A 19,223-nucleotide genomic window follows, 5' to 3' on the forward strand; every position below is an offset into this window, starting at 1 on the left:
TGCGACGCGCCTGGTTTTGCGTCCTGTGATTCGGTTGTGACCTGCTCGGATTCTTTATTCGGGTCGATCAGCAGATAGGCTGTCTCCCGTGGTCCCGCTTTGGTTCACGCTGTCCGCGCTGTGTTTCGTCGGTGCGGTGGTGTTGCTGTACGTCGACATCGATCGACGACGCGGGCGCAGCCGACGTCGTAGGTCGTGGGCGCGGTCGCACGGCTTCGACTACGAGCGCGAGTCGACTGAAATCCTGCATCGCTGGAAGCGCGGTGTGATGTCGACGGTCGGTGATGTCCCGGCCAAGAACGTCGTGCTGGGTCAGATCCGCGGCGAGGCCGTCTACATCTTCGATCTCGAGGAAGTCGCCACGGTGATCGCCCTGCACCGCAAGGTAGGCACCAACGTCGTGGTGGACCTGCGGCTCAAGGGGCTCAAGGAACCCCGGGAAAGCGACATCTGGTTGCTCGGCGCGATCGGGCCGCGGATGGTCTACTCCACCAATCTCGACGCGGCCCGGCGGGCCTGCGACCGGCGCATGGTCACCTTCGCGCACACCGCACCCGACTGCGCCGAGATCATGTGGAACGAGCAGAACTGGACGTTGGTCAGCATGCCGATCTCCAGCACCCGCGCGCAGTGGGACGAGGGATTGCGCACCGTGCGCCAGTTCAACGACCTGTTGCGGGTGTTGCCGCCGCTGCCGCAGGACGAGACCTCTCAAGAGAGCCCCGAACCGGCGCGCAACGCAGCACCGGGGCGTCCCCTGGCGTCCGCACGTCAGGCCGAATTGCCGTCCCGGCGCGCTCAGGTCGACCCGGCCGCCGGGCTGATACCCGATCCGGCTCGTCGGCTGGCCGAACCGGTGCGTCGTGACCAAGATCGTCCCGAAGGCGTTCGGCGTCCGCCGCCGACCGGTCGTAACGGTCGGCAAGCCAGCAACTTCCAGCACTGATAGCGGGGCCCGGGGGGCCGTCGGCCGGTCAGTACACTGTCGCTCATGCCACGGCCCGTCGCGCTGATCACAGGTCCGACTTCCGGGATTGGCTCCGGCTACGCGCGACGCTACGCGCGTGACGGCTACGACCTGGTTCTGGTCGCCCGCGATGTCGACCGGTTGCAGCAATTGGCCGGCGAGTTGGAAGCGCAGGCCGGCGGCGTCGAGATCCTGCCCGCCGACCTGGCCGACGCGACCGACCGGGCCAAGGTCGCCGAACGGCTCTCCCGGGGCGTTCGGGTGTTGGTCAACAACGCCGGTCTGGGCACCTCCGGGGAATTCTGGACGACCGATCCCGCCCTACTGCAGGCGCAGCTCGACGTCAACGTGACCGCAGTTATGCAACTGACCCGGGCCGCATTGCCGGCCATGCTCGAAGCCGGCGCGGGCACTGTCATCAATATCGCCAGCGTCGCCGGTCTGCTATCCGGCCGCGGGTCGACCTACTCGGCGTCCAAAGCCTGGGTGATCTCGTTCAGTGAGGGCTTGGCCAACGGGTTACAGGGCACCGGTGTCAGTGTGCACGCCGTATGCCCGGGCTACGTGCACACCGAATTCCACGCCCGGGCCGGCATCGACATGGCCAAGCTCCCGTCGTTCATGTGGCTCGAGGTCGACGACGTGGTCAGCCAGAGTCTGGCCGATGTCACCCGCGGCAAGGTGATCAGCGTCCCAGGCCTGCATTACAAGGCGATCGTCACGGCCGGGCGGCTGATGCCGCGGGGCCTGGTCAGGGCGGCTGTCAAACGTGTCGGCGGCGGCAGTGGCCGAAGCTGACCGCGGCGAGCTCGCCGAGCTGGTGCGCCGGTTGTCGGTGGTGCACGGGCGCGTCACCCTGTCGTCGGGCAAACAGGCCGACTACTACGTCGACCTGCGCCGCGCCACCCTGCATCACCGGGCGTCGGCATTGATCGGCAGGCTGATGCGCGAACTCACCGCCGATTGGGACTATGCGCTCGTCGGCGGCCTGACGCTCGGCGCGGACCCGGTGGCGACCGCCATCATGCACGCGCCCGGCCGCCCGATCGACGCGTTCGTCGTCCGCAAGTCGACGAAAACCCATGGCTTGCAACGACTTATCGAGGGTTCCGAGGTGTCCGGTCAGCGGGTCCTGGTGGTCGAGGACACCAGTACCACGGGCAACTCCGCGCTGACTGCGGTGCACGCCGTGCAAGACGCCGGTGGCGAGGTGGTCGGTGTGGCCACTGTCGTCGACCGCGCCACCGGTGCCGCCGAGGCTATCGAAGCCGAAGGTCTGCCGTACCGCAGCGTGCTGGGGCTTGCCGATCTAGGTCTGGGCTAGGCCGCCGGCGGTGCGTGTCCTGATTGCGCTGATCGTGGCGTTGTCCTGCCTGGTGGCGTGCTCCCGTTCGACAACGGATCGCATCTACGGCGCCCAGAGCGCCCGGCTGGGCGAGTCGCTGCCGGTGCTGGGTTGGAACATGGCGGTGTCGAATCTGCGCTGGTCCGGTGACTACGTACTGGTCGACGTCGATGCTTCGCCGAGCGATCCACATGCCCCACACGCCAAACCCGAGGACGTTCGCTACGGCCTCTACGGAGCGCTGTCCCATCCGCTGGAGTCGACCGGCCTCGGCAGTTGCGACGACGCGATGACCAAGGTGCGTGATATCGCTAAGCCGCTGTCGGCGCCGCCCGACCGGCTCACCGGCACGGTCTGTCTGGGCCCGCTGACCGACCGCAGCGCGGTGCGCGGTGTGTATACCTACTCGCCTCATGATCGAATCGCCAACACCGCGGCGGCGTACCCGGCCGCATTTCCGGTGGGGATGTTGCCGACCAATCAGAACGACACCGGCCTAGTGGTCAAGACCACCAGCTTGTCGGCGTGGCGCGCCGACGGTGCCCCGGTGACCAAGACCCAGCTCGGGGACCCAGCGGCATTCACCGGCAACGGCTACATGCTGCTGGGGATGGCGGCCGATGCGCTGGCGACCCGCTATCGCGACGACTCCGCCGCCCGCGGCGGGCCAATGATGCTGCTTGCCGCGCCGACGTTGCCCGGCCGCGGGTTGAGCCCGGCGTGCGCGACCTACGGTGCATCGGTGTTGATCCTGCCGGATGCGTCCCGCGACGCCGTACACATCGACGCGTCGCTGTGCACCCAGGGTGAAATCAACCAGGCGCTGCTGTATGCGACGGTGGCGATCGTGGGCACTCACGCCGCGGTGTGGACGTCGCGATGAACGAAGCGGGGCCCACCGAATGGGCGGTGCCGGCCGGCGGCGTCGGTCCCTGGGTGGGTGACCTACCCGACGACCTGCGGTATGACCCAGAGTTGTTGCGCGACGGCGATACTCGCAATGTCGTCGACGCCTACCGGTACTGGACCCGGGAGGCGATCGTCGCCGACATCGACACCCGCCGGCACCCGCTGCATGTGGCGATCGAGAACTTCGGCCACGACGCCAACATCGGTTCGGTGGTGCGCACCGCCAACGCGTTCGCCGTGGACACCGTGCACATCGTCGGCCGTCGGCGCTGGAACCGCCGTGGCGCCATGGTGACCGACCGCTATCAGCGGTTGCGTCACCACGACAGCACCGCCGAGTTGATGGAGTTCGCGACTGGCGCCGGTTTGACGGTGGTCGCCGTCGACAACGTCCCGGGTGCTGTGCGGCTGGAGGAGACGACGCTGCCGCGGGAGTGCTTGCTGGTGTTCGGTCAGGAAGGACCCGGCATCACCGACGACGCCCGCGCCGGAGCGTCGATCACGGTGTCGATTGCCCAGTTCGGCTCAACCCGCAGCATCAACGCCGGCGTGGCCGCCGGGATCGCGATGCATGCCTGGATACGTCAGCACGCTGATCTGTCGCGAGCGTGGTGATTTGAGTGTGCGCCTGCGGCGTTGAGTGTGCGTCTGTGGCGTTGAGTGTGCCGTGAGGGAGCGATCGCGCCGAATCCGCAGCCCTGGATACACACTCAAAGCCGCAGACGCACGCTCGGCACCCGAGCCCGACAGCGAACTAGTCGCGTGGTTTGGCCGGCCTCATCTTGAACGAGATCTCGAGCTTGATCCGGAAGGTGATCTTGCCGCTGGAGTCCACCGACATGTCCTGCTCGATGACTCGGGCGACCCGGATGTCGTCGACACTTTCCCGCGCTCGCTGCACCGCCTCCGCCGCGGCCTGCTCCCAGGAGGTAGGGCTGGTCCCGATGATGTCGATCACCTTGTACACGCTCATGGGGGTAAAGCGTATAGCTAACTCCACAAGGTGACGTGGACCTTCGGGCGAAACCGCGCCACACCGACTCCGCTGCCGCGGATCATTGCCTGGGTGCACCTCGGGGTGGTGATGAACCGGACCAGTTCAGACACCGCGGGCTGACGGGCCGAGGGTGCCAACGTCGAGGCGCACCACTCGCCGGACCTATCCAGTCCCGGACCCGTCACGTGCACCAACCGTCCGGCGGCCAGGTCCTTGGCGACCGCGAAGCCGATGGTCAGCGTGACACCACCGACTCGCCGGATCTCCTCGAGGGCAGCGGCATCGCTCTGAAAGATTCGCTGCTGTGACTCTGGAATCGCCAAGTCCCGCAACATGGTTGCGATCTCTCCGTCCACGCTTCCCGCAGAGGGGCCGAGCATCCACTGCTGCTGGCGCAACAACGCTGGCGTCGGAATGCCAACGGCCAGTGGGCTGTTGGGTGTCACGACAGTGATGATCTGATACTTCAGAAACGGCCGTACGAATAGCGAACCGTCAGCGCCGTGGCAACTTTCGCTGGCTGGGCCAATGGCGATGTCAACCGCCCGCGACAGAATCAGGTCGCGGAATCGGCTCGTCGGATGCACGCTCAACTCGACGGACAGGTCGTCGGCTCGAGACGAGAACAGCTCGATCAGGCCCGGTGCCGCGTGCTCGGCGAAGGTGCTGGACGCGGCGATGCGCAGCAGCCGGCGGCCGTGGGCGGCCTCGGTGACCTCGATCGCCGTCTGTTGCTGGAGGCCCAGGATTTCCACTGCCCGGCTGGCCAGCCGCAGCCCGCCGGGAGTGAACGCCAACCCGGCGCCGGTCCTGGTGAACAGTTGGTCGTCGAGCTCCTTGCGCAACGCCGCGATGTGCATGGAGACCCCGGCATCGGAGAGGCCGAGCTCTGCGGCGGCCGCTCGCACCGAGCCCAGCCGCACCACCGCCGAATAGGCCCGAAGTTGAGCCGGAGTCATGGAAAGAGCCTACTTCTGGCCTAGTTTAAGGGAATGCGTGACGTGCTGGCCGAGCTGCTGTCGATCTGGCGCGCCGGTGATACCGCGGGGTTGGCGATGGTCGTGCGGACATTGCGGTCTGCGCCCCGGCCCCCGGGTGCGGCGATGGTGGTGGCGCCCGACGGTTCGGTGAGTGGCTCGGTGTCGGGTGGTTGCGTGGAAGGTGCTGTCTACGAACTTGCCACCGAGGTGGTACACAGCGGGACACCGCGGCTGGAACGGTATGGGTTCAGCGACGATGACGCCTTCGCGGTGGGCCTGACCTGCGGCGGCGTCATCGACGTCTTCGTCGAATCCGTCTCGCAGTCAACGTTTCCCGAACTCGGCGCGGTGGCCCAGGACATCGCCGCCCATCGGCCGGTGGCGATCGCGACCGTGATCACTCACCCGGACACGCAATGGGTTGGCCGGCGGCTCGTCGTGCATCCGGATCCCAGCAGCCCCGTGGCGGGATCGCTGGGTTCGGCGCGTGCCGACGCTGCGGTCACCGACGACGCACGCGGTTTGCTTGCGCTGGGACGCAACGAAATTCTCGAGTACGGCCCCGACGGGCAACGCCGGGGCGAAGGCATGGAGGTCTTTGTGTCCAGCTACGCGCCGCGCCCGCGGATGCTGGTGTTCGGCGCGATCGACTTCGCCGCCGCCCTGGCGCGGCAGGGATCGTTCCTGGGCTATCGGGTCACCGTCTGCGACGCTCGCGCCGTCTTTGCCACGTCGGTGCGCTTTCCGACGGCCGACGAGGTCGTCGTCGAGTGGCCGCACCGCTACCTGGCGGCCCAGGCGGAGGCCGGCGCCATCGACGAGCGCACCGTGATCTGCGTGCTCACCCACGATCCGAAGTTCGACGTGCCGGTGCTCGAGGTGGCACTGCGGCTGGCCCGCGTCGGGTATGTCGGGGCGATGGGATCGCGCCGGACGCACGACGACCGGTTGCAGCGGCTGCGGGCGGTCGGGCTGACCGACGCCGAACTGAGCCGGTTGTCCAGCCCGATCGGACTGGACCTCGGCGCCCGTACGCCCGAGGAGACCGCGGTGTCGATCGCCGGCGACATCATCGCCCGGCGGTGGGGCGGCGACGGGCGCCCGCTGGCCGAGACCGACGGGCGGATCCACCATGACACGCAGCTAGATGGCGAGTTCAGCGATCACTTAAGTCGATATTGACGCTTGTTGAGCAGCGGCTGACACTGGGCGCATGCAAGTACCTGGGCCCTTCGAATACGAGCGTGCGACCAGCGTCGACCACGCCATCGGATTACTGGATCGGTTGGGGGAGGGGGCGCGGGTCGTCGCCGGCGGCCACAGCCTGCTGCCGATGATGAAGCTCCGTATCGCCAACCCCGAATATCTGGTCGACATCAACGACCTGGTGCCCGAGCTCGGATACGTGATCACCGACCCGACCCTGGTGCGCATCGGTGCGATGACGCGGCATCGCGAGATCCTGGAGTCGGACACGCTGGCGGCGGTGTGCCCGATCTTTCGCGATGCCGAACGCGTCATCGCCGACCCGGTGGTCCGCAACCGCGGCACCCTGGGCGGTTCGCTGTGTCAGGCCGATCCGGCCGAGGACCTGTCGACGGTATGCACGGTGCTGGACGCCGTGTGCCTGGCGCGGGGGCCATCGGGCGAGCGTGAGATAGCGATCGACGACTTCCTGGTCGGACCATACGAGACCGCGGTGGCGCACAACGAGATCCTGGTCGAGGTACGTATCCCGGTGCGGCACAACACCTCCAGCGCCTATGCGAAAGTCGAACGGCGGGTTGGTGATTGGGCCGTCACCGCGGTTGGTTCATCGATCACGCTAGACGGCGACACCATCGCCGCCGTCCGGGTGGGTCTCACCGCGGTGAATCCCAATAGGACAGCGCTCGCCGAGCTTTCCCAGGCGCTGGTGGGCCGGCCGGCCATCGAACAAACCTTCGCGGAGGCGGGCCGGCAAGCAAGCCAAGCCTGCGATCCGGTAACCGATATTCGCGGCACCGCCGAGTACAAGCGGCACCTGGCTTGCGAATTAACGATCCGCACGCTGCGAACCGCGACCGAGCGGGTGCGCAACATCCCTGAGCCGGAAGGGAACTAGTCATGCAGGTGAACATGACCGTCAACGGCGAACAGGTCACCGCCGAGGTGGAGCCCCGGATGCTGCTGGTGCATTTCCTCCGGGATCAGTTGGGGCTCACCGGAACTCACTGGGGCTGCGACACCAGCAACTGCGGAACCTGCGTGGTCGACGTCGACGGCGTCCCGGTGAAGTCGTGCACGATGCTGGCCGCCATGGCATCCGGGCACAGCGTACGGACGGTGGAAGGCTTGGCTGTCGATGGTCAGCTCGACCCGGTGCAGGAAGGGTTCATGCGTTGCCACGGGTTGCAATGCGGCTTTTGCACGCCGGGCATGATGATCACCGCCCGGGCCCTGCTGGACCGCAACCCCGATCCCGACGAGCAGACCATCCGGGAGGCGATCTCCGGGCAGATCTGCCGGTGCACCGGATACACGACAATCGTGCGGTCCATCCAATGGGCGGCGAAGAACTCCATCGCAAAGGCAGAGTCATGACCACCGTCGAGTCACGTCCGCCAGCCCCGGAGGGACGGCCGGAAGACACCGCTGACAACGACCAGAAGCCGTGCGGCCACGGCCGGATGCTGCGCAAGGAGGATCCCCGTTTCATCCGCGGCCGCGGCACCTACGTCGACGACGTCACGCTGCCCGGCATGCTGCACCTGGCGATCCTGCGCTCCCCGTATGCGCACGCCCGCATCGTCAGTATCGACACCACTGCGGCCCTTGCCCATCCGAAGGTCAAGGCGGTGGTGACCGGCGCCGACCTGGCGGAGAAGGGCCTAGCCTGGATGCCGACACTGGCTAATGACGTGCAGGCCGTGCTGGCCACCGACAAGGTGCGCTTCCAGGGCCAAGAGGTGGCGTTCGTCGTTGCCGAAGACCGGTATTCGGCTCGCGATGCGCTGGAGCTCATCGACGTCGAGTACGACCCGCTCGATCCTGTCGTGGACGTCCGTAAGGCGCTCGATCCGGCCGCGCCGGTGATCCGTACCGATCTGGAAGGCAAGAAAGACAACCACATCTTCGACTGGGAGACCGGCGACGCCGCCGCCACCGAAGCCGTGTTCGCCAAGGCCGATGTGGTTGTCAAGCAGGAGATGGTCTATCCGCGGGTGCACCCCGCGCCGATGGAAACCTGCGGCGCGGTAGCTGATCTGGACCCGGTGACCGGAAAGCTGACGCTGTGGACCACCTCGCAGGCGCCGCACGCCCACCGCACGCTGTACGCATTGGTTGCCGGCCTGCCCGAACACAAGATCCGGGTCATCTCGCCCGACATCGGCGGCGGCTTCGGCAACAAGGTGCCGATCTACCCCGGATATGTGTGCGCGATCGTCGGTTCGCTGGTGTTGGGCAAGCCGGTCAAGTGGATGGAGGACCGCAGCGAGAACCTGACCTCCACCAGTTTCGCGCGCGACTACATCATGGTCGGCGAGATCGCGGCCACCAAGGACGGCAAGATCCTGGCGTTGCGGTCCAACGTGCTGGCCGACCACGGCGCGTTCAACGGTCAGGCGGCGCCGACGAAGTACCCGGCCGGTTTCTTCGGGGTGTTCACCGGCAGCTACGACCTGGAAGCCGCCTACTGCCACATGACGGCGGTGTACACCAACAAGGCGCCCGGCGGGGTGGCCTATGCGTGCTCCTTCCGGATCACCGAGGCGGTCTACTTCGTCGAGCGGCTGGTGGACTGCCTGGCCTTCGAGCTGAAGATGGACCCGGCCGAGCTGCGGCTGCGAAACCTGTTGAAGCCCGAGCAATTCCCGTACACCACCAAGACGGGCTGGGTGTACGACTCGGGCGACTACGAGGCCACCATGCGCAAGGCCATGGACATGATCGGTTACGACGCGTTACGCGAGGAACAACGGCGCAGAAGGCAGCAAGGCGAGCTGATGGGCATCGGCATGTCGTTCTTCACCGAGGCTGTGGGCGCCGGGCCGCGCAAGGACATGGACATTCTCGGCCTCGGTATGGCCGACGGCTGCGAGCTGCGGGTGCATCCGACGGGCAAAGCCGTGGTGCGGCTTTCGGTTCAGACGCAGGGCCAGGGTCATGAGACGACGTTTGCGCAGATCGTCGCCGAGGAGCTGGGCATCCCGCCCGACGATATCGAGGTGGTGCACGGCGACACCGACCAGACTCCGTTCGGGCTGGGCACCTACGGTAGCCGTTCGACCCCGGTATCGGGTGGGGCCGCTGCTCTGGTGGCCCGCAAGGTGCGCGACAAGGCCAAGATCATCGCCTCGGGCATGCTGGAAGTCTCGGTGGCCGACCTGGAATGGGAGAAGGGCAAGTTCCACGTCAAGGGTGACCCGTCGGCGTCGGTGACCATCGCCGACATCGCGATGCGCGCCCACGGCGCCGGTGATCTGCCCGAGGGCATCGAGGGCGGGCTGGACGCCGAGGTGTGCTACAACCCGTCGAACCTGACCTACCCCTACGGCGCGTATTTCTGCGTCGTGGACGTCGATCCGGGCACGGGCGTGGTCAAGGTGCGCCGCTTCCTGGCCGTGGATGACTGCGGCACCCGGATCAACCCGATGATCATCGAGGGCCAGGTGCACGGCGGTGTCGTCGACGGAATCGGGATGGCGCTGATGGAGATGATCGCTTTCGACGAGGACGGCAATTGCCTGGGCGGCTCGCTAATGGACTACCTCATCCCGACCGCGCTTGAGGTGCCGCACCTGGAGACGGGCCACACCGTCACGCCGTCACCGCATCACCCGATCGGCGCGAAGGGCATCGGCGAGTCGGCCACCGTCGGATCCCCGCCCGCGGTGGTGAACGCGGTGGTGGATGCGTTGGCCCCGTTCGGAGTTCGGCACGCCGACATGCCGCTGACACCGTCGCGGGTGTGGGAAGCCATGCAGGGCCGGGCGAGGCCACCGATTTAGACCATGATGACGATCAGCGAACGGGCTCAGCAACTACTGGCGGCACGAACACCGTTCGTGCACGCGACCGTGGTCCGGGCTCAGCCGCCGACTTCCGCCTATCCGGGTGACGAGGCAATACTGTTGGCGGACGGCACAATCGAAGGCTTCGTCGGCGGCCAGTGCGCGCAGAACTCGGTCCGCAAGGCGGCGCTGGGCGCATTGCAGGCCGGCGAAAGCGTGCTGCTGCGGGTGCTTCCCGACGGCGACGTGCACTTCCCGGAAGCGCCCGGCGCCTGCGTGGTGGTCAACCCGTGCCTGTCCGGTGGGGCACTGGAGATCTTCTTGACCCCGCAGCTGCCGGCGCCACTGATCGGGGTATACGGCGCCACGCCGATCGCGGACGCGCTGATCCAGCTGTGTGGCGTGCTTGGCTACGACGCGCGACGCGACACCGAGCCGGCTGCCGGCGCCGCAGCGCCGACTGCCCTCGTGATCGCCAGCCACGGTGGCCCGGAGGCCGAAATCATCCGTGCCGCACTGGATAACGGCGTCCGGTATATCGGCCTGGTGGCCAGCAAGGTCCGCGGCGGCTCGATCCTGAGCTCGCTGGACCTGTCCGAGGCCGAGCGGGCCCGCATCCACACGCCGGTCGGATTGCCGATCGGCGCCAAGACGCCGGCGGAGATCGCGGTGTCGATCGCCGCCGAGCTTATTGACGCCCTGCGCAAGGGCAATTTGAGCGTGCCGGCAACCGCGCCGCGGGCAGCGGTCGACCCGGTATGCGGCATGACGGTGACCGTGACGCCCACGACCGAGCACCTGCAGCGAGAAGGCACCGATTACTGGTTCTGCGGTGCGGGATGCCGCGCCGCGTTCGCAAACCGGCCGGTCGGATGACGGTCACCGGTGTCGTGCTGGCCGCCGGCAGTTCCCGACGGCTGGGTACGCCCAAACAGTTGCTGCCATACCGGGATACAACGCTGCTGGGAGCGACCCTGGATGTCGCTCGCCGCGCCGGATTCGATCAGGTGATCGTGACCTTGGGCAATGGCGCCGAGCAGGTGCGTGACACGGTGCCGCTGGCCGGAGTCGACGTGGTGGTCACCGACGACCACGGGGCCGGGTGTTCGGCGTCGCTGCGGGAGGCGTTGCAACGGGTGGCCCCGCAGGCCGCCGGCATCGTGCTGATGCTGGGTGACCAGCCGGGCGTGGATCCCACGACGCTGCGGCAGATGGCGACCCGAGGACCGGCGGCCGAAATCATGGTGTGCCGCTATGCCGACGGCGTCGGACATCCATTCTGGCTGGCCCGCACCATCTTCGGTGAGCTGACACAACTGCACGGCGACAAGGGGGTGTGGAAGCTGATGGAGTCGGGCCGGCACCAGGTGCGCGAACTCAGGGTCGACGGTCCGATGCCGCTCGACGTGGACACCTGGGACGACTACCAGCGGCTGGTGACATCGTGATGTTCACCGCCCCCGACGACGTCGTCCACCGGTTCGACGCGCACGACTACCTGCTCGACTTCGGGACCGCCTCGGCAATCTATCTCGCGGTCACCCTCGGCAGACCGCTGCTGCTGGAAGGCGAGCCGGGCGTCGGCAAGACGACAGCGGCCAAAACCCTTGCCGCCGTGCTGGATACCACCCTGGTCCGGCTGCAGTGTTATGAGGGGCTGACCGCGAGCGAGGCGCTGTACGACTGGAACTACCAACGCCAGCTGCTGTCCATCCGGCTGGCCGAAGCGCAGGGCACCGGTATTCACGAGGCTGATCTTTACACCGAGGCCTATCTCGTGGACCGGCCGATCCTGCGTTGTGTCCGCCATCGCGGCCCACGGCCACCGGTGCTGCTGATCGACGAAATCGACCGCGCCGACGACGAATTCGAAGCGCTGCTGCTGGAGTTCCTCGGCGAATCCGCCGTCACCGTCCCGGAGTTGGGCACCTTCGTCGCCGAGCGCCCGCCGGTCGCGGTGCTGACCTCCAACCGCAGCCGTGACCTGCACGACGCTCTGCGGCGGCGCTGTCTGTACCACTGGATCGACTACCCGGAGCCGGCCCGCGCCGCCGCGATCGTGCGCCGCACGGTGCCCGGGGCCACCGCGCCGCTGATCCAGCACGCCACCCAATTCGTCGGCCGCACACGCGATCTCGACCTGGACAAGCCACCAGGGGTGGCCGAGACCATCGACTGGGTAGCCGCCCTGGTGGCGCTCGGCGTCGCCGACCTGCAGGACGAATCGGTTCCGGCTGCGTTCGCCAGCCTGGGGGCGCTGGCCAAGACACCCGACGACCGTACGCTCATTCGTGACGCGTACGCCGCTTTCACCGAGTGCAGCCGGACATGAGAGGACCCGCAGCATGAAGATCGCCAACGAGTTCAGCGTCAGCGCCCCGATCGAACAGGCCTGGGACGTGCTGTGCGACCTCGAGAAGGTGATCCCGCTGATGCCCGGGGCGCAACTGACCGGCCACGACGGCGACGACTATCTCGGCAAGGTCAAGGTCAAGGTGGGTCCGGTCACCAGCGAATTCAGCGGCCGAGTGCATTTCGTCGAGCAGGACCGCGACCAGCACCGCGCGGTGATCGACGCCAAAGGCAAGGAAGCCCGGGGCACCGGCAACGCCGCCGCCACCGTCACCGCCCAGCTGCACGAGGCGGGCGAGCGTACCCAGGTGACCGTCGACACCGACCTGAAGATCGTCGGCAAGCTGGCCCAGTTCGGCAGCGGAATGCTGCAGCAGGTTTCAGAGAAGTTGCTGAGCCAGTTCGTCGATTCGCTGGAAGCTGAACTCGCGGCGGCGGGCCCGGCAACCGCGACCGGTCCCGAGCCGGCCGGCCCCGCGCGCTCGGCAGGCACTGCTGCCGCCGAAACCGCCCCGATCGACCTGCTGGAGCTCGCCGGGGCCGACCGGCTGAAGAAGTACGCTGCGGTGGCGCTGGCGGTGACGGCCGTGCTGGTGCTGCTCTGGGTGCTGCGCCGGCGACGTTGACGACATGAACATGCCCATCAACACGCCGTTGTTGCGGGGCGTCGATCTGGCGGCGTTCGCGGCCGCAATGGTGGCACGGCTGCGCAGCGCCGGGATATTGGTGTCGGCCGGCGGACAGACGAGCTTCGTGCAGGCGCTGCGCCAGTTGGTGCCGCACACCGCGGTGGCGCTGTACTGGGCCGCCCGCTTGACCCTGGTGAACCGGATGGAAGATCTGGTCGCCTTCGATGCGGTGTTTGCCGCGCTGTTCGGCGCCCTCGACCGTGATGCCGCCGGGCCGCCCGCGCCGTCGCTGCCGTTTGCCGGCGCCCGCACCCCCGCGGCCGGGACCGGGCACCGCGCCGGCAGCCGATCTGGCGGTGGCGTCGACACCTTGCCGTGGGCCACCCGGACCAGCCCCGAAGAGACCGGCGCCGCCGGCCCCAGTGTCCACCTGCCGGAGTACCTGCCCAGCCGCATCGCTGCCCTGGCCGACGAACCGTTCGACCGGTTCGATCGCGACGACCTCAGGCTGCTCGGGGCGTGGCTGGAGACCGCGGTGCAACGCTGGCCGCGTCGGCGCAGCCTGCGGTTGGAGTCCAGCCGGCACGGCAAGCACATCGATCTGCGCGCGACCATCAACGCGTCGCGGTCGACCGGCTGGGAGGCGATGCTGCTGGCGCGAACCAGGCGGCGCCGCCGGCCCCGGCGGATCGTGCTGGTCTGCGATGTGAGCCGGTCGATGCAGCCCTACGCCGCGATCTATCTGCACTTGATGCGAGCCGCAGCGTTGCGCCAGGCGGGAATCCGGCCCGAGGTGTTCGCCTTCTCGACGTCCCTGACCCGGCTCACCGCGGTGTTGTCGCACCGCTCGGCCGAGGTCGCGCTGCAACGGGCCAACGCCAAGGTGACCGACCGCTATGGCGGCACGTTCATCGGCCGCAGCGTCGGCGCCCTGTTGGCCTCGCCCTACGGCAATGCGTTGCGCGGCGCGGTGGTCATCATCGCCTCCGACGGCTGGGACAGCGATCCTCCCGACGTGCTGGACCACGCGCTCGCCCGGGTGCGTCGCCGCGCCGAGCTGCTGATCTGGCTCAACCCACGCGCCGCGCAGGCGGAGTTCCGGCCGCTGACCGGTTCGATGGCGGTGGCGCTGCCCTATTGTGATCTTTTTCTGTCCGCCCACTCACTGGCCGGCCTGCGTCAGCTGTTCGTGCTCGCCGGCACTCGATAGGGTCGGCAGGCATGGACCAGCTCTGGGCCAACCGGGCCGCCACCTCCGAAGCCGCCGTCACCCAGCGGCACCTGAGACGGCTTTGGGCGATGCCGGGGACGCAGCTGGGCGTGGTGGCCTGGCCGGCGGCCCGCAAAGACCGATTGTTCGGCACCTGGCACTACTGGTGGCAGGCGCATCTGCTGGATTGCCTGCTCGATGCGCAGCTGCGGGACCCACAGCCGCTGCGACACACCAGCATCAACCGGCAGGTGCGCTCGCATCGGCTGCGCAACAACTTCTCCTGGACCAACAGCTATTACGACGACATGGCGTGGCTGGCGCTGGCCCTGGAGCGTGCCGCCCGGATCGCCGGGGTGCAGCGGCGGCGCGCGCTGCCCAAACTCGCCGACCAGTTCGTCACGGCATGGGCACCCGAGGACGGCGGCGGTATCCCGTGGCGCAAGCAGGACCAGTTCTTCAACGCCCCCGCCAACGGCCCGGCCGGGATCTTCCTGGCCCGTTATGACGACTGGCTGCAGCGGGCCCAGCAGATGGCCGACTGGGTCGACCGCACGCTGATCGATCCGGAGACGCATCTGGTGTTCGACGGCATCAAGGACGGGTCGTTGGTCCGTGCCCAGTACACCTACTGCCAGGGCGTGGTGCTCGGCCTGGAGACCGAATTAGCGGCGCGCACCGGCGACCAGCGCCACTTCGCCCGGGTGCAGCGGCTGGTCGCCGCCGTGGACGAGCACATGGCTCCGGCGGGTGTGCTGCGCGGCGCCGGCGGCGGCGACGGCGGTCTGTTCGCGGGTATCACCGCTCGCTACCTTGCGCTGGTGGCCACCACTTTGCCGGGCGACGCCGCCGACGACGTCGCGGCTCGCCGCACCGCCGCCAAGGTAGTGCTGTCGTCGGCGAAATCAGCGTGGGACTATCGGCAGACGGTGGACGGGTTGCCGGTATTCGGGGCGTTCTGGGACCGTAACGCCGAACTGCCCGCCGCGGGCGGACAGCAGGCTCAGTTCGTCGCGGGGGCGGTGAACAGCTCCGAGATCCCGGAGCGCGATCTGTCGGTCCAGCTGTCGGGCTGGATGCTGATGGAGGCCGCCCACAGCGTCGCCGTTGTCAGCTCACTCGGGTAGTGCGGCCTCGTTCTTGTCGCGGTCCTTGTCCCGCCGCCGCGACCGGTAGGTACGCCACGCCGCTGTCATCACCGGCAGCAGCGAGACGAACAGAATGCCGAGGATGATTTTTTCCAGGTTGTGGTGCACGAACGGCACGTTGCCCAGGAAGTAGCCGGCCAGCGTCGCGCCGGCGCCCCAGGCGATGCCGCCGACGATGTCGAACGCGAGAAATACCGGATAGCGCATGTAGGAGACGCCGGCGACCACCGGGACGAAGGTCCGCACGAACGGCGCGAAGCGGGCCAGGATGATCGTCCAGGGCCCGTATTTTTCGAAGAATGCATGCGACTCGGTCACATAGTGCTTTTTGAAGAACCGCGAATCTTCCTTCTTGAACAGTGCCGGCCCGATCCGGCGGCCGATGAAGTACGCGTTCTGATCGCCGAGCACCGCCACCACAGCCACGGCTGGGGCGAGCACCCCGATGGTGACCGGCGGGTTCGCACTGGCGGCCAACAGTCCGCCGGTGAACAGCAGCGATTCCCCGGGCAGCAGCGGAAACAGCAGGCCGGTCTCGATGAAGACGATGATCAAGATCCCGGGCAACACGGCGGATCCGAAAACCCCGTCGGCGCCCAACCAGTACATCGGGTCGAGAATGTCCGGCAGGGCCGTCACGGCGACGCTCACGATGTCCCAACATACCGGGCCAGACCCACCGGCCTGGACACAAACTGGTGAGTTGCAATACTGAGTACACCCAGCGTTCTTCGAGGAGGAAGTTTCATGCCTATCGCAACGCCCGAGGTCTACGCCGAGATGCTGGGACGTGCCAAGGAGAACGCGTACGCGTTTCCGGCCATCAACTGCACGTCGTCGGAGACCGTCAACGCCGCACTCAAAGGCTTCGCCGACGCCGGCAGCGACGGCATCATCCAGTTCTCCACCGGGGGTGCGGAGTTCGGCTCCGGCCTCGGCGTCAAGGACATGGTGACGGGTGCTGTTGCGCTGGCCGAGTTCACCCATGTCGTCGCGGCCAAGTACCCGATCAACGTCGCGCTGCACACCGATCATTGCCCCAAGGACAAACTCGACAGCTACGTGCGGCCGCTGCTGGCTCTGTCGTCGGAGCGGGTGAGCAACGGCGGCAATCCGCTGTTCCAGTCGCACATGTGGGACGGGTCGGCGGTGCCGATCGACGAGAACCTGGTGATCGCCCAGGAGCTGCTCAAGGCGGCGGCCGCCGCCAAGATCATCCTCGAGATCGAGATCGGCGTGGTGGGCGGCGAAGAGGACGGCGTCGCCAACGAAATCAACGACAAGCTCTACACCACCCCGGACGATTTCGAGAAAACCATCGACGCGCTCGGCGCCGGTGAACACGGCAAGTACCTGCTGGCCGCGACGTTCGGCAACGTGCACGGCGTCTACAAGCCCGGCAACGTGAAGCTACGTCCCGACATCCTGGCCCAGGGGCAGCAGGTGGCGGCGGCCAAGCTCGGGTTGCCCGAGGGCGCCAAGCCGTTCGATTTCGTCTTCCACGGCGGGTCAGGGTCGCTGAAGTCCGAGATCGAGGAGGCGCTGCGCTACGGCGTGGTGAAGATGAACGTCGACACCGACACCCAGTACGCGTTCACTCGCCCGATCGCCGGTCACATGTTCACCAACTACGACGGCGTGCTCAAGGTCGATGGTGAAGTGGGGGTCAAGAAGGTCTACGACCCGCGCAGCTATCTCAAGAAGGCCGAGGCCGGGATGACCGAGCGGGTGATCGAGGCCTGCAACGACCTGCACTGCGCCGGAAAGTCCCTCGGCTAGCTGCGCCGAGCAGTCGCAAAAGCCCCCGCACGGCCGGCGTGTCGGGGGCTTTTGCGACTGCTCGCCCCCTTACTAGCTCGGGGACTGGCAGATCTTCCACTGGTTGTCGCGGAACTGCAGGTCGAGGCTGCGCGTCGAGCGGACCTGCGGGTCGTAGGCCATGAACGTGGTGACATTGGCTTCCGCGTGCTGGCCGTTGACGACCACCTGGTCGATGCTGGCGATGACCGGATACTGCTTGGCCGCCGAAACCCGTCGATAGGTTTCGCTCCAGGAGTGTTCGTCGTAGTCCACGTAGCCGTCGCGGGTGGTGCCGCAGGTGATGCTGCGCAGCGTGGTCAGATCGCCGGTCTGGATCGCCACGTCGAAACTCTGAATGGTTTGCCGCACCTGCTCTTCCTGCGACACTTTCGCGTGCTTGCCGCGGGTGAACAGCACCGTACCCAGGATGGCGACGGCCGCCACCGCCAGCACGATCACGACAATCGCCAACACCCAACCCCAGTTGCGTTGTCGCAATGGCGGCTTGCCACTGCGAGGCGGAATCGACTGTGGCATAGCGGTTTTCGGTGGTCCGCCGATCGGCGGCGGGGGACCGGGCGGTGCCGGGGAGGTGTGGAAGACCTCGGTGGCCGGCTCGGGAGAGGTGGCGATGACCTGGGTCTCCTTAGCGTCGAAGCCCGGCGCGGTAAAGCGGCGTTCGCGCGGCAGGTCCGCGTTTGCCGACCCCGGGTTGTCCGCCGGGTCGGAGGTGGAGATCACCACGGTCTCGGTTTCGGCGTCATCGGGAATCAGAGGGTCGGGGATCAAAGGCTGGCCCTCGGTGCCTGCGGCGCCTTCATTGCCGGCCGACTGGTCCCCGGTTTCGGTGTCGCCGCGGTCGGGTTCGGGTGCGTTGGGCATAAGCGCTGTTGTCCTCTCGCTATCGAGTGGGTAGTTCGGAGCTTAGCGATTCGACCCCCGATTCGCCCGATCGCCGAGGTGGGGCGGGGTCCTTGGGAAATGACCACCGGCCCGAAGAGGGCGGATGGGCGAAGTTGCAGAATAGGGGTCATGACGCCGATGGGTGATCTTCTAGGGCCTGATCCGATCCTGCTTCCCGGCGACAGTGACGCCGAGGCCGAGCTGCTGGCCGGAGAAAACCCGGGCATCGTCGCCGCCGCACATCCGTCGGCGTCGGTGGCCTGGGCGGCGCTGGCCGAGGAGGCGCTTGCCGACGACAAGGCCATCACCGCCTACGCCTACGCCCGTACGGGCTACCACCGGGGCCTGGACCAGTTGCGCCGCAACGGCTGGAAGGGCTTCGGTCCGGTGCCGTATTCGCACCAGCCCAATCGAGGCTTCCTGCGCTGCGTGGCGGCGCTGGCGCGGGCCGCCGATGCCATCGGGGAAACCGACGAGTACGACCGGTGCGTGGACCTGCTGGACGACTGCGACGCCGCGGCGCGCCCGGCGCTGGGCCTCTGACCGGGTTGGTCACCGCAGGTCGTCGACACGTAGGTGTCGGGCCGGTTGTAGGCGGGTGCATCGGGTCGGTGCATCGACACGCCGTACGACTCGGCCGTGAAGCCGCGACGGAGCATGCTCTGATAAGCCCGGCCACGGTTGAGGTTGACGCCCGCTTCCACTCGGCGCATGCCCTGATGCACGGCGAGCGTTTCGCAGGCATCCAGCAACTGCCCGAAGACGCGTTCGGCGTATGTCCTCGGGCTGACAGCGGCGAACTTGACATAGCACGTGTCCGCGCCGGCCTCGGCACCGGTGCCCAGGTGGCAGACCGCGAATGCGTCCAGCGAGTCGCCGCTGCACAGCAGCACGGTGTCGCCCAATTGCTGGGTGTGGACCGACCGAATCTCGGCGCTGACGTCCAGGCCGTCGTAGATGTCGTCGGTCAGGGCACGGCAGGCATCGAT

Annotated in this window: 21 protein-coding genes; 17 read left to right on the forward strand and 4 right to left on the reverse strand. The window is 67.5% G+C overall.

What is annotated here, in order from left to right; all coding sequences use genetic code 11:
* The first annotated feature begins 88 nt into the window (after positions 1-88).
* Genes ttfA through EET10_RS02650 form a run of 5 tightly spaced genes read left to right on the forward strand, consistent with a single transcriptional unit; the run spans position 89 to position 3,836 of the window.
* Positions 89-946: a trehalose monomycolate transport factor TtfA gene (gene ttfA / locus EET10_RS02630; RefSeq protein WP_036398892.1), complete on the forward strand. Its 858-nt coding sequence runs from the start codon at positions 89-91 to the stop codon at positions 944-946.
* A gap of 45 nt (positions 947-991) precedes the next feature.
* On the forward strand, positions 992-1,765 hold the full coding sequence (locus EET10_RS02635) for an SDR family NAD(P)-dependent oxidoreductase (protein WP_036398890.1): 774 nt from the start codon (positions 992-994) through the stop codon (positions 1,763-1,765).
* The gene (pyrE, locus tag EET10_RS02640; RefSeq protein WP_036399641.1) at positions 1,752-2,291 is read left to right on the forward strand and encodes an orotate phosphoribosyltransferase; all 540 of its coding nucleotides are present in this window, start codon (positions 1,752-1,754) and stop codon (positions 2,289-2,291) included. Before EET10_RS02635 ends, pyrE begins: the two co-directional genes overlap by 14 nt.
* 10 nt (positions 2,292-2,301) lie before the next feature.
* Complete coding sequence (locus EET10_RS02645; RefSeq protein WP_122501881.1) at positions 2,302-3,195, forward strand: hypothetical protein; 894 nt, start codon at positions 2,302-2,304, stop codon at positions 3,193-3,195.
* Positions 3,192-3,836 (forward strand): TrmH family RNA methyltransferase, encoded by a 645-nt coding sequence (locus EET10_RS02650; RefSeq protein WP_036399640.1) that lies wholly within the window; start codon positions 3,192-3,194, stop codon positions 3,834-3,836. The genes EET10_RS02645 and EET10_RS02650 overlap by 4 nt, the downstream gene beginning before the upstream one ends.
* 139 nt (positions 3,837-3,975) lie before the next feature.
* On the opposite strand, the gene EET10_RS02655 is transcribed toward EET10_RS02650, so the two are convergent.
* Complete coding sequence (locus tag EET10_RS02655) at positions 3,976-4,194, reverse strand: dodecin family protein (protein ID WP_023370097.1); 219 nt, start codon at positions 4,192-4,194, stop codon at positions 3,976-3,978.
* 17 nt (positions 4,195-4,211) lie between these two features.
* Positions 4,212-5,177: a LysR family transcriptional regulator gene (locus EET10_RS02660; RefSeq protein ID WP_036398888.1), complete on the reverse strand. Its 966-nt coding sequence runs from the start codon at positions 5,175-5,177 to the stop codon at positions 4,212-4,214.
* Positions 5,178-5,210: 33 nt separating this feature from the next.
* On the opposite strand from EET10_RS02660, the gene EET10_RS02665 reads away from it, so the two are divergent.
* The 10 genes from EET10_RS02665 to EET10_RS02710 are packed head-to-tail and all read left to right on the forward strand — an operon-like array spanning position 5,211 to position 15,510.
* Positions 5,211-6,380, forward strand: coding sequence for an XdhC family protein (locus EET10_RS02665; protein WP_063467555.1), 1,170 nt, complete (start codon positions 5,211-5,213; stop codon positions 6,378-6,380).
* Positions 6,381-6,411: 31 nt separating this feature from the next.
* Positions 6,412-7,302: an FAD binding domain-containing protein gene (locus EET10_RS02670; RefSeq protein ID WP_036398886.1), complete on the forward strand. Its 891-nt coding sequence runs from the start codon at positions 6,412-6,414 to the stop codon at positions 7,300-7,302.
* A 2-nt stretch (positions 7,303-7,304) separates the two neighbouring features.
* The gene (locus tag EET10_RS02675; protein ID WP_036398884.1) at positions 7,305-7,781 is read left to right on the forward strand and encodes a (2Fe-2S)-binding protein; all 477 of its coding nucleotides are present in this window, start codon (positions 7,305-7,307) and stop codon (positions 7,779-7,781) included.
* Positions 7,778-10,189, forward strand: a complete 2,412-nt coding sequence (locus EET10_RS02680) for an aerobic carbon-monoxide dehydrogenase large subunit (RefSeq protein ID WP_063467554.1) — start codon at positions 7,778-7,780, stop codon at positions 10,187-10,189. The genes EET10_RS02675 and EET10_RS02680 overlap by 4 nt, the downstream gene beginning before the upstream one ends.
* Positions 10,190-10,195: 6 nt before the next feature.
* The gene (locus EET10_RS02685; protein ID WP_036399638.1) at positions 10,196-11,068 is read left to right on the forward strand and encodes an XdhC family protein; all 873 of its coding nucleotides are present in this window, start codon (positions 10,196-10,198) and stop codon (positions 11,066-11,068) included.
* A complete protein-coding gene (locus EET10_RS02690; RefSeq protein ID WP_122502727.1) occupies positions 11,065-11,640 on the forward strand; it encodes a nucleotidyltransferase family protein in 576 nt (191 codons plus the stop codon). Before EET10_RS02685 ends, EET10_RS02690 begins: the two co-directional genes overlap by 4 nt.
* Positions 11,637-12,524 carry an AAA family ATPase gene (locus EET10_RS02695; protein ID WP_122501882.1) on the forward strand — a complete coding sequence of 296 codons (888 nt, stop codon included), beginning with the start codon at positions 11,637-11,639 and terminating at the stop codon, positions 12,522-12,524. Before EET10_RS02690 ends, EET10_RS02695 begins: the two co-directional genes overlap by 4 nt.
* Before the next feature lie 13 nt (positions 12,525-12,537).
* Positions 12,538-13,170: an SRPBCC family protein gene (locus EET10_RS02700; RefSeq protein WP_063467553.1), complete on the forward strand. Its 633-nt coding sequence runs from the start codon at positions 12,538-12,540 to the stop codon at positions 13,168-13,170.
* Positions 13,171-13,180: 10 nt separating this feature from the next.
* Positions 13,181-14,383 carry a vWA domain-containing protein gene (locus EET10_RS02705; RefSeq protein ID WP_425293758.1) on the forward strand — a complete coding sequence of 401 codons (1,203 nt, stop codon included), beginning with the start codon at positions 13,181-13,183 and terminating at the stop codon, positions 14,381-14,383.
* A gap of 11 nt (positions 14,384-14,394) precedes the next feature.
* Positions 14,395-15,510 (forward strand): glycoside hydrolase family 76 protein, encoded by a 1,116-nt coding sequence (locus EET10_RS02710; RefSeq protein WP_036398878.1) that lies wholly within the window; start codon positions 14,395-14,397, stop codon positions 15,508-15,510.
* On the opposite strand, the gene EET10_RS02715 is transcribed toward EET10_RS02710, so the two are convergent.
* On the reverse strand, positions 15,499-16,182 hold the full coding sequence (locus tag EET10_RS02715) for a VTT domain-containing protein (protein ID WP_063467551.1): 684 nt from the start codon (positions 16,180-16,182) through the stop codon (positions 15,499-15,501). The genes EET10_RS02710 and EET10_RS02715 overlap by 12 nt on opposite strands.
* Positions 16,183-16,278: 96 nt before the next feature.
* On the opposite strand from EET10_RS02715, the gene fbaA reads away from it, so the two are divergent.
* On the forward strand, positions 16,279-17,310 hold the full coding sequence (gene fbaA / locus EET10_RS02720) for a class II fructose-bisphosphate aldolase (protein WP_036398877.1): 1,032 nt from the start codon (positions 16,279-16,281) through the stop codon (positions 17,308-17,310).
* Positions 17,311-17,382: 72 nt separating this feature from the next.
* Here fbaA and EET10_RS02725 read toward each other — a convergent pair whose 3' ends face one another.
* Complete coding sequence (locus EET10_RS02725; RefSeq protein WP_063467550.1) at positions 17,383-18,213, reverse strand: Rv0361 family membrane protein; 831 nt, start codon at positions 18,211-18,213, stop codon at positions 17,383-17,385.
* A gap of 150 nt (positions 18,214-18,363) precedes the next feature.
* On the opposite strand from EET10_RS02725, the gene EET10_RS02730 reads away from it, so the two are divergent.
* Positions 18,364-18,777 carry a DUF3151 domain-containing protein gene (locus EET10_RS02730; protein ID WP_081260640.1) on the forward strand — a complete coding sequence of 138 codons (414 nt, stop codon included), beginning with the start codon at positions 18,364-18,366 and terminating at the stop codon, positions 18,775-18,777.
* The last annotated feature ends 446 nt before the right edge of the window (positions 18,778-19,223 follow it).

The sequence above is a fragment of the Mycobacterium pseudokansasii genome, from assembly GCF_900566075.1.
Classification (GTDB): Bacteria; Actinomycetota; Actinomycetes; order Mycobacteriales; family Mycobacteriaceae; genus Mycobacterium; species Mycobacterium pseudokansasii.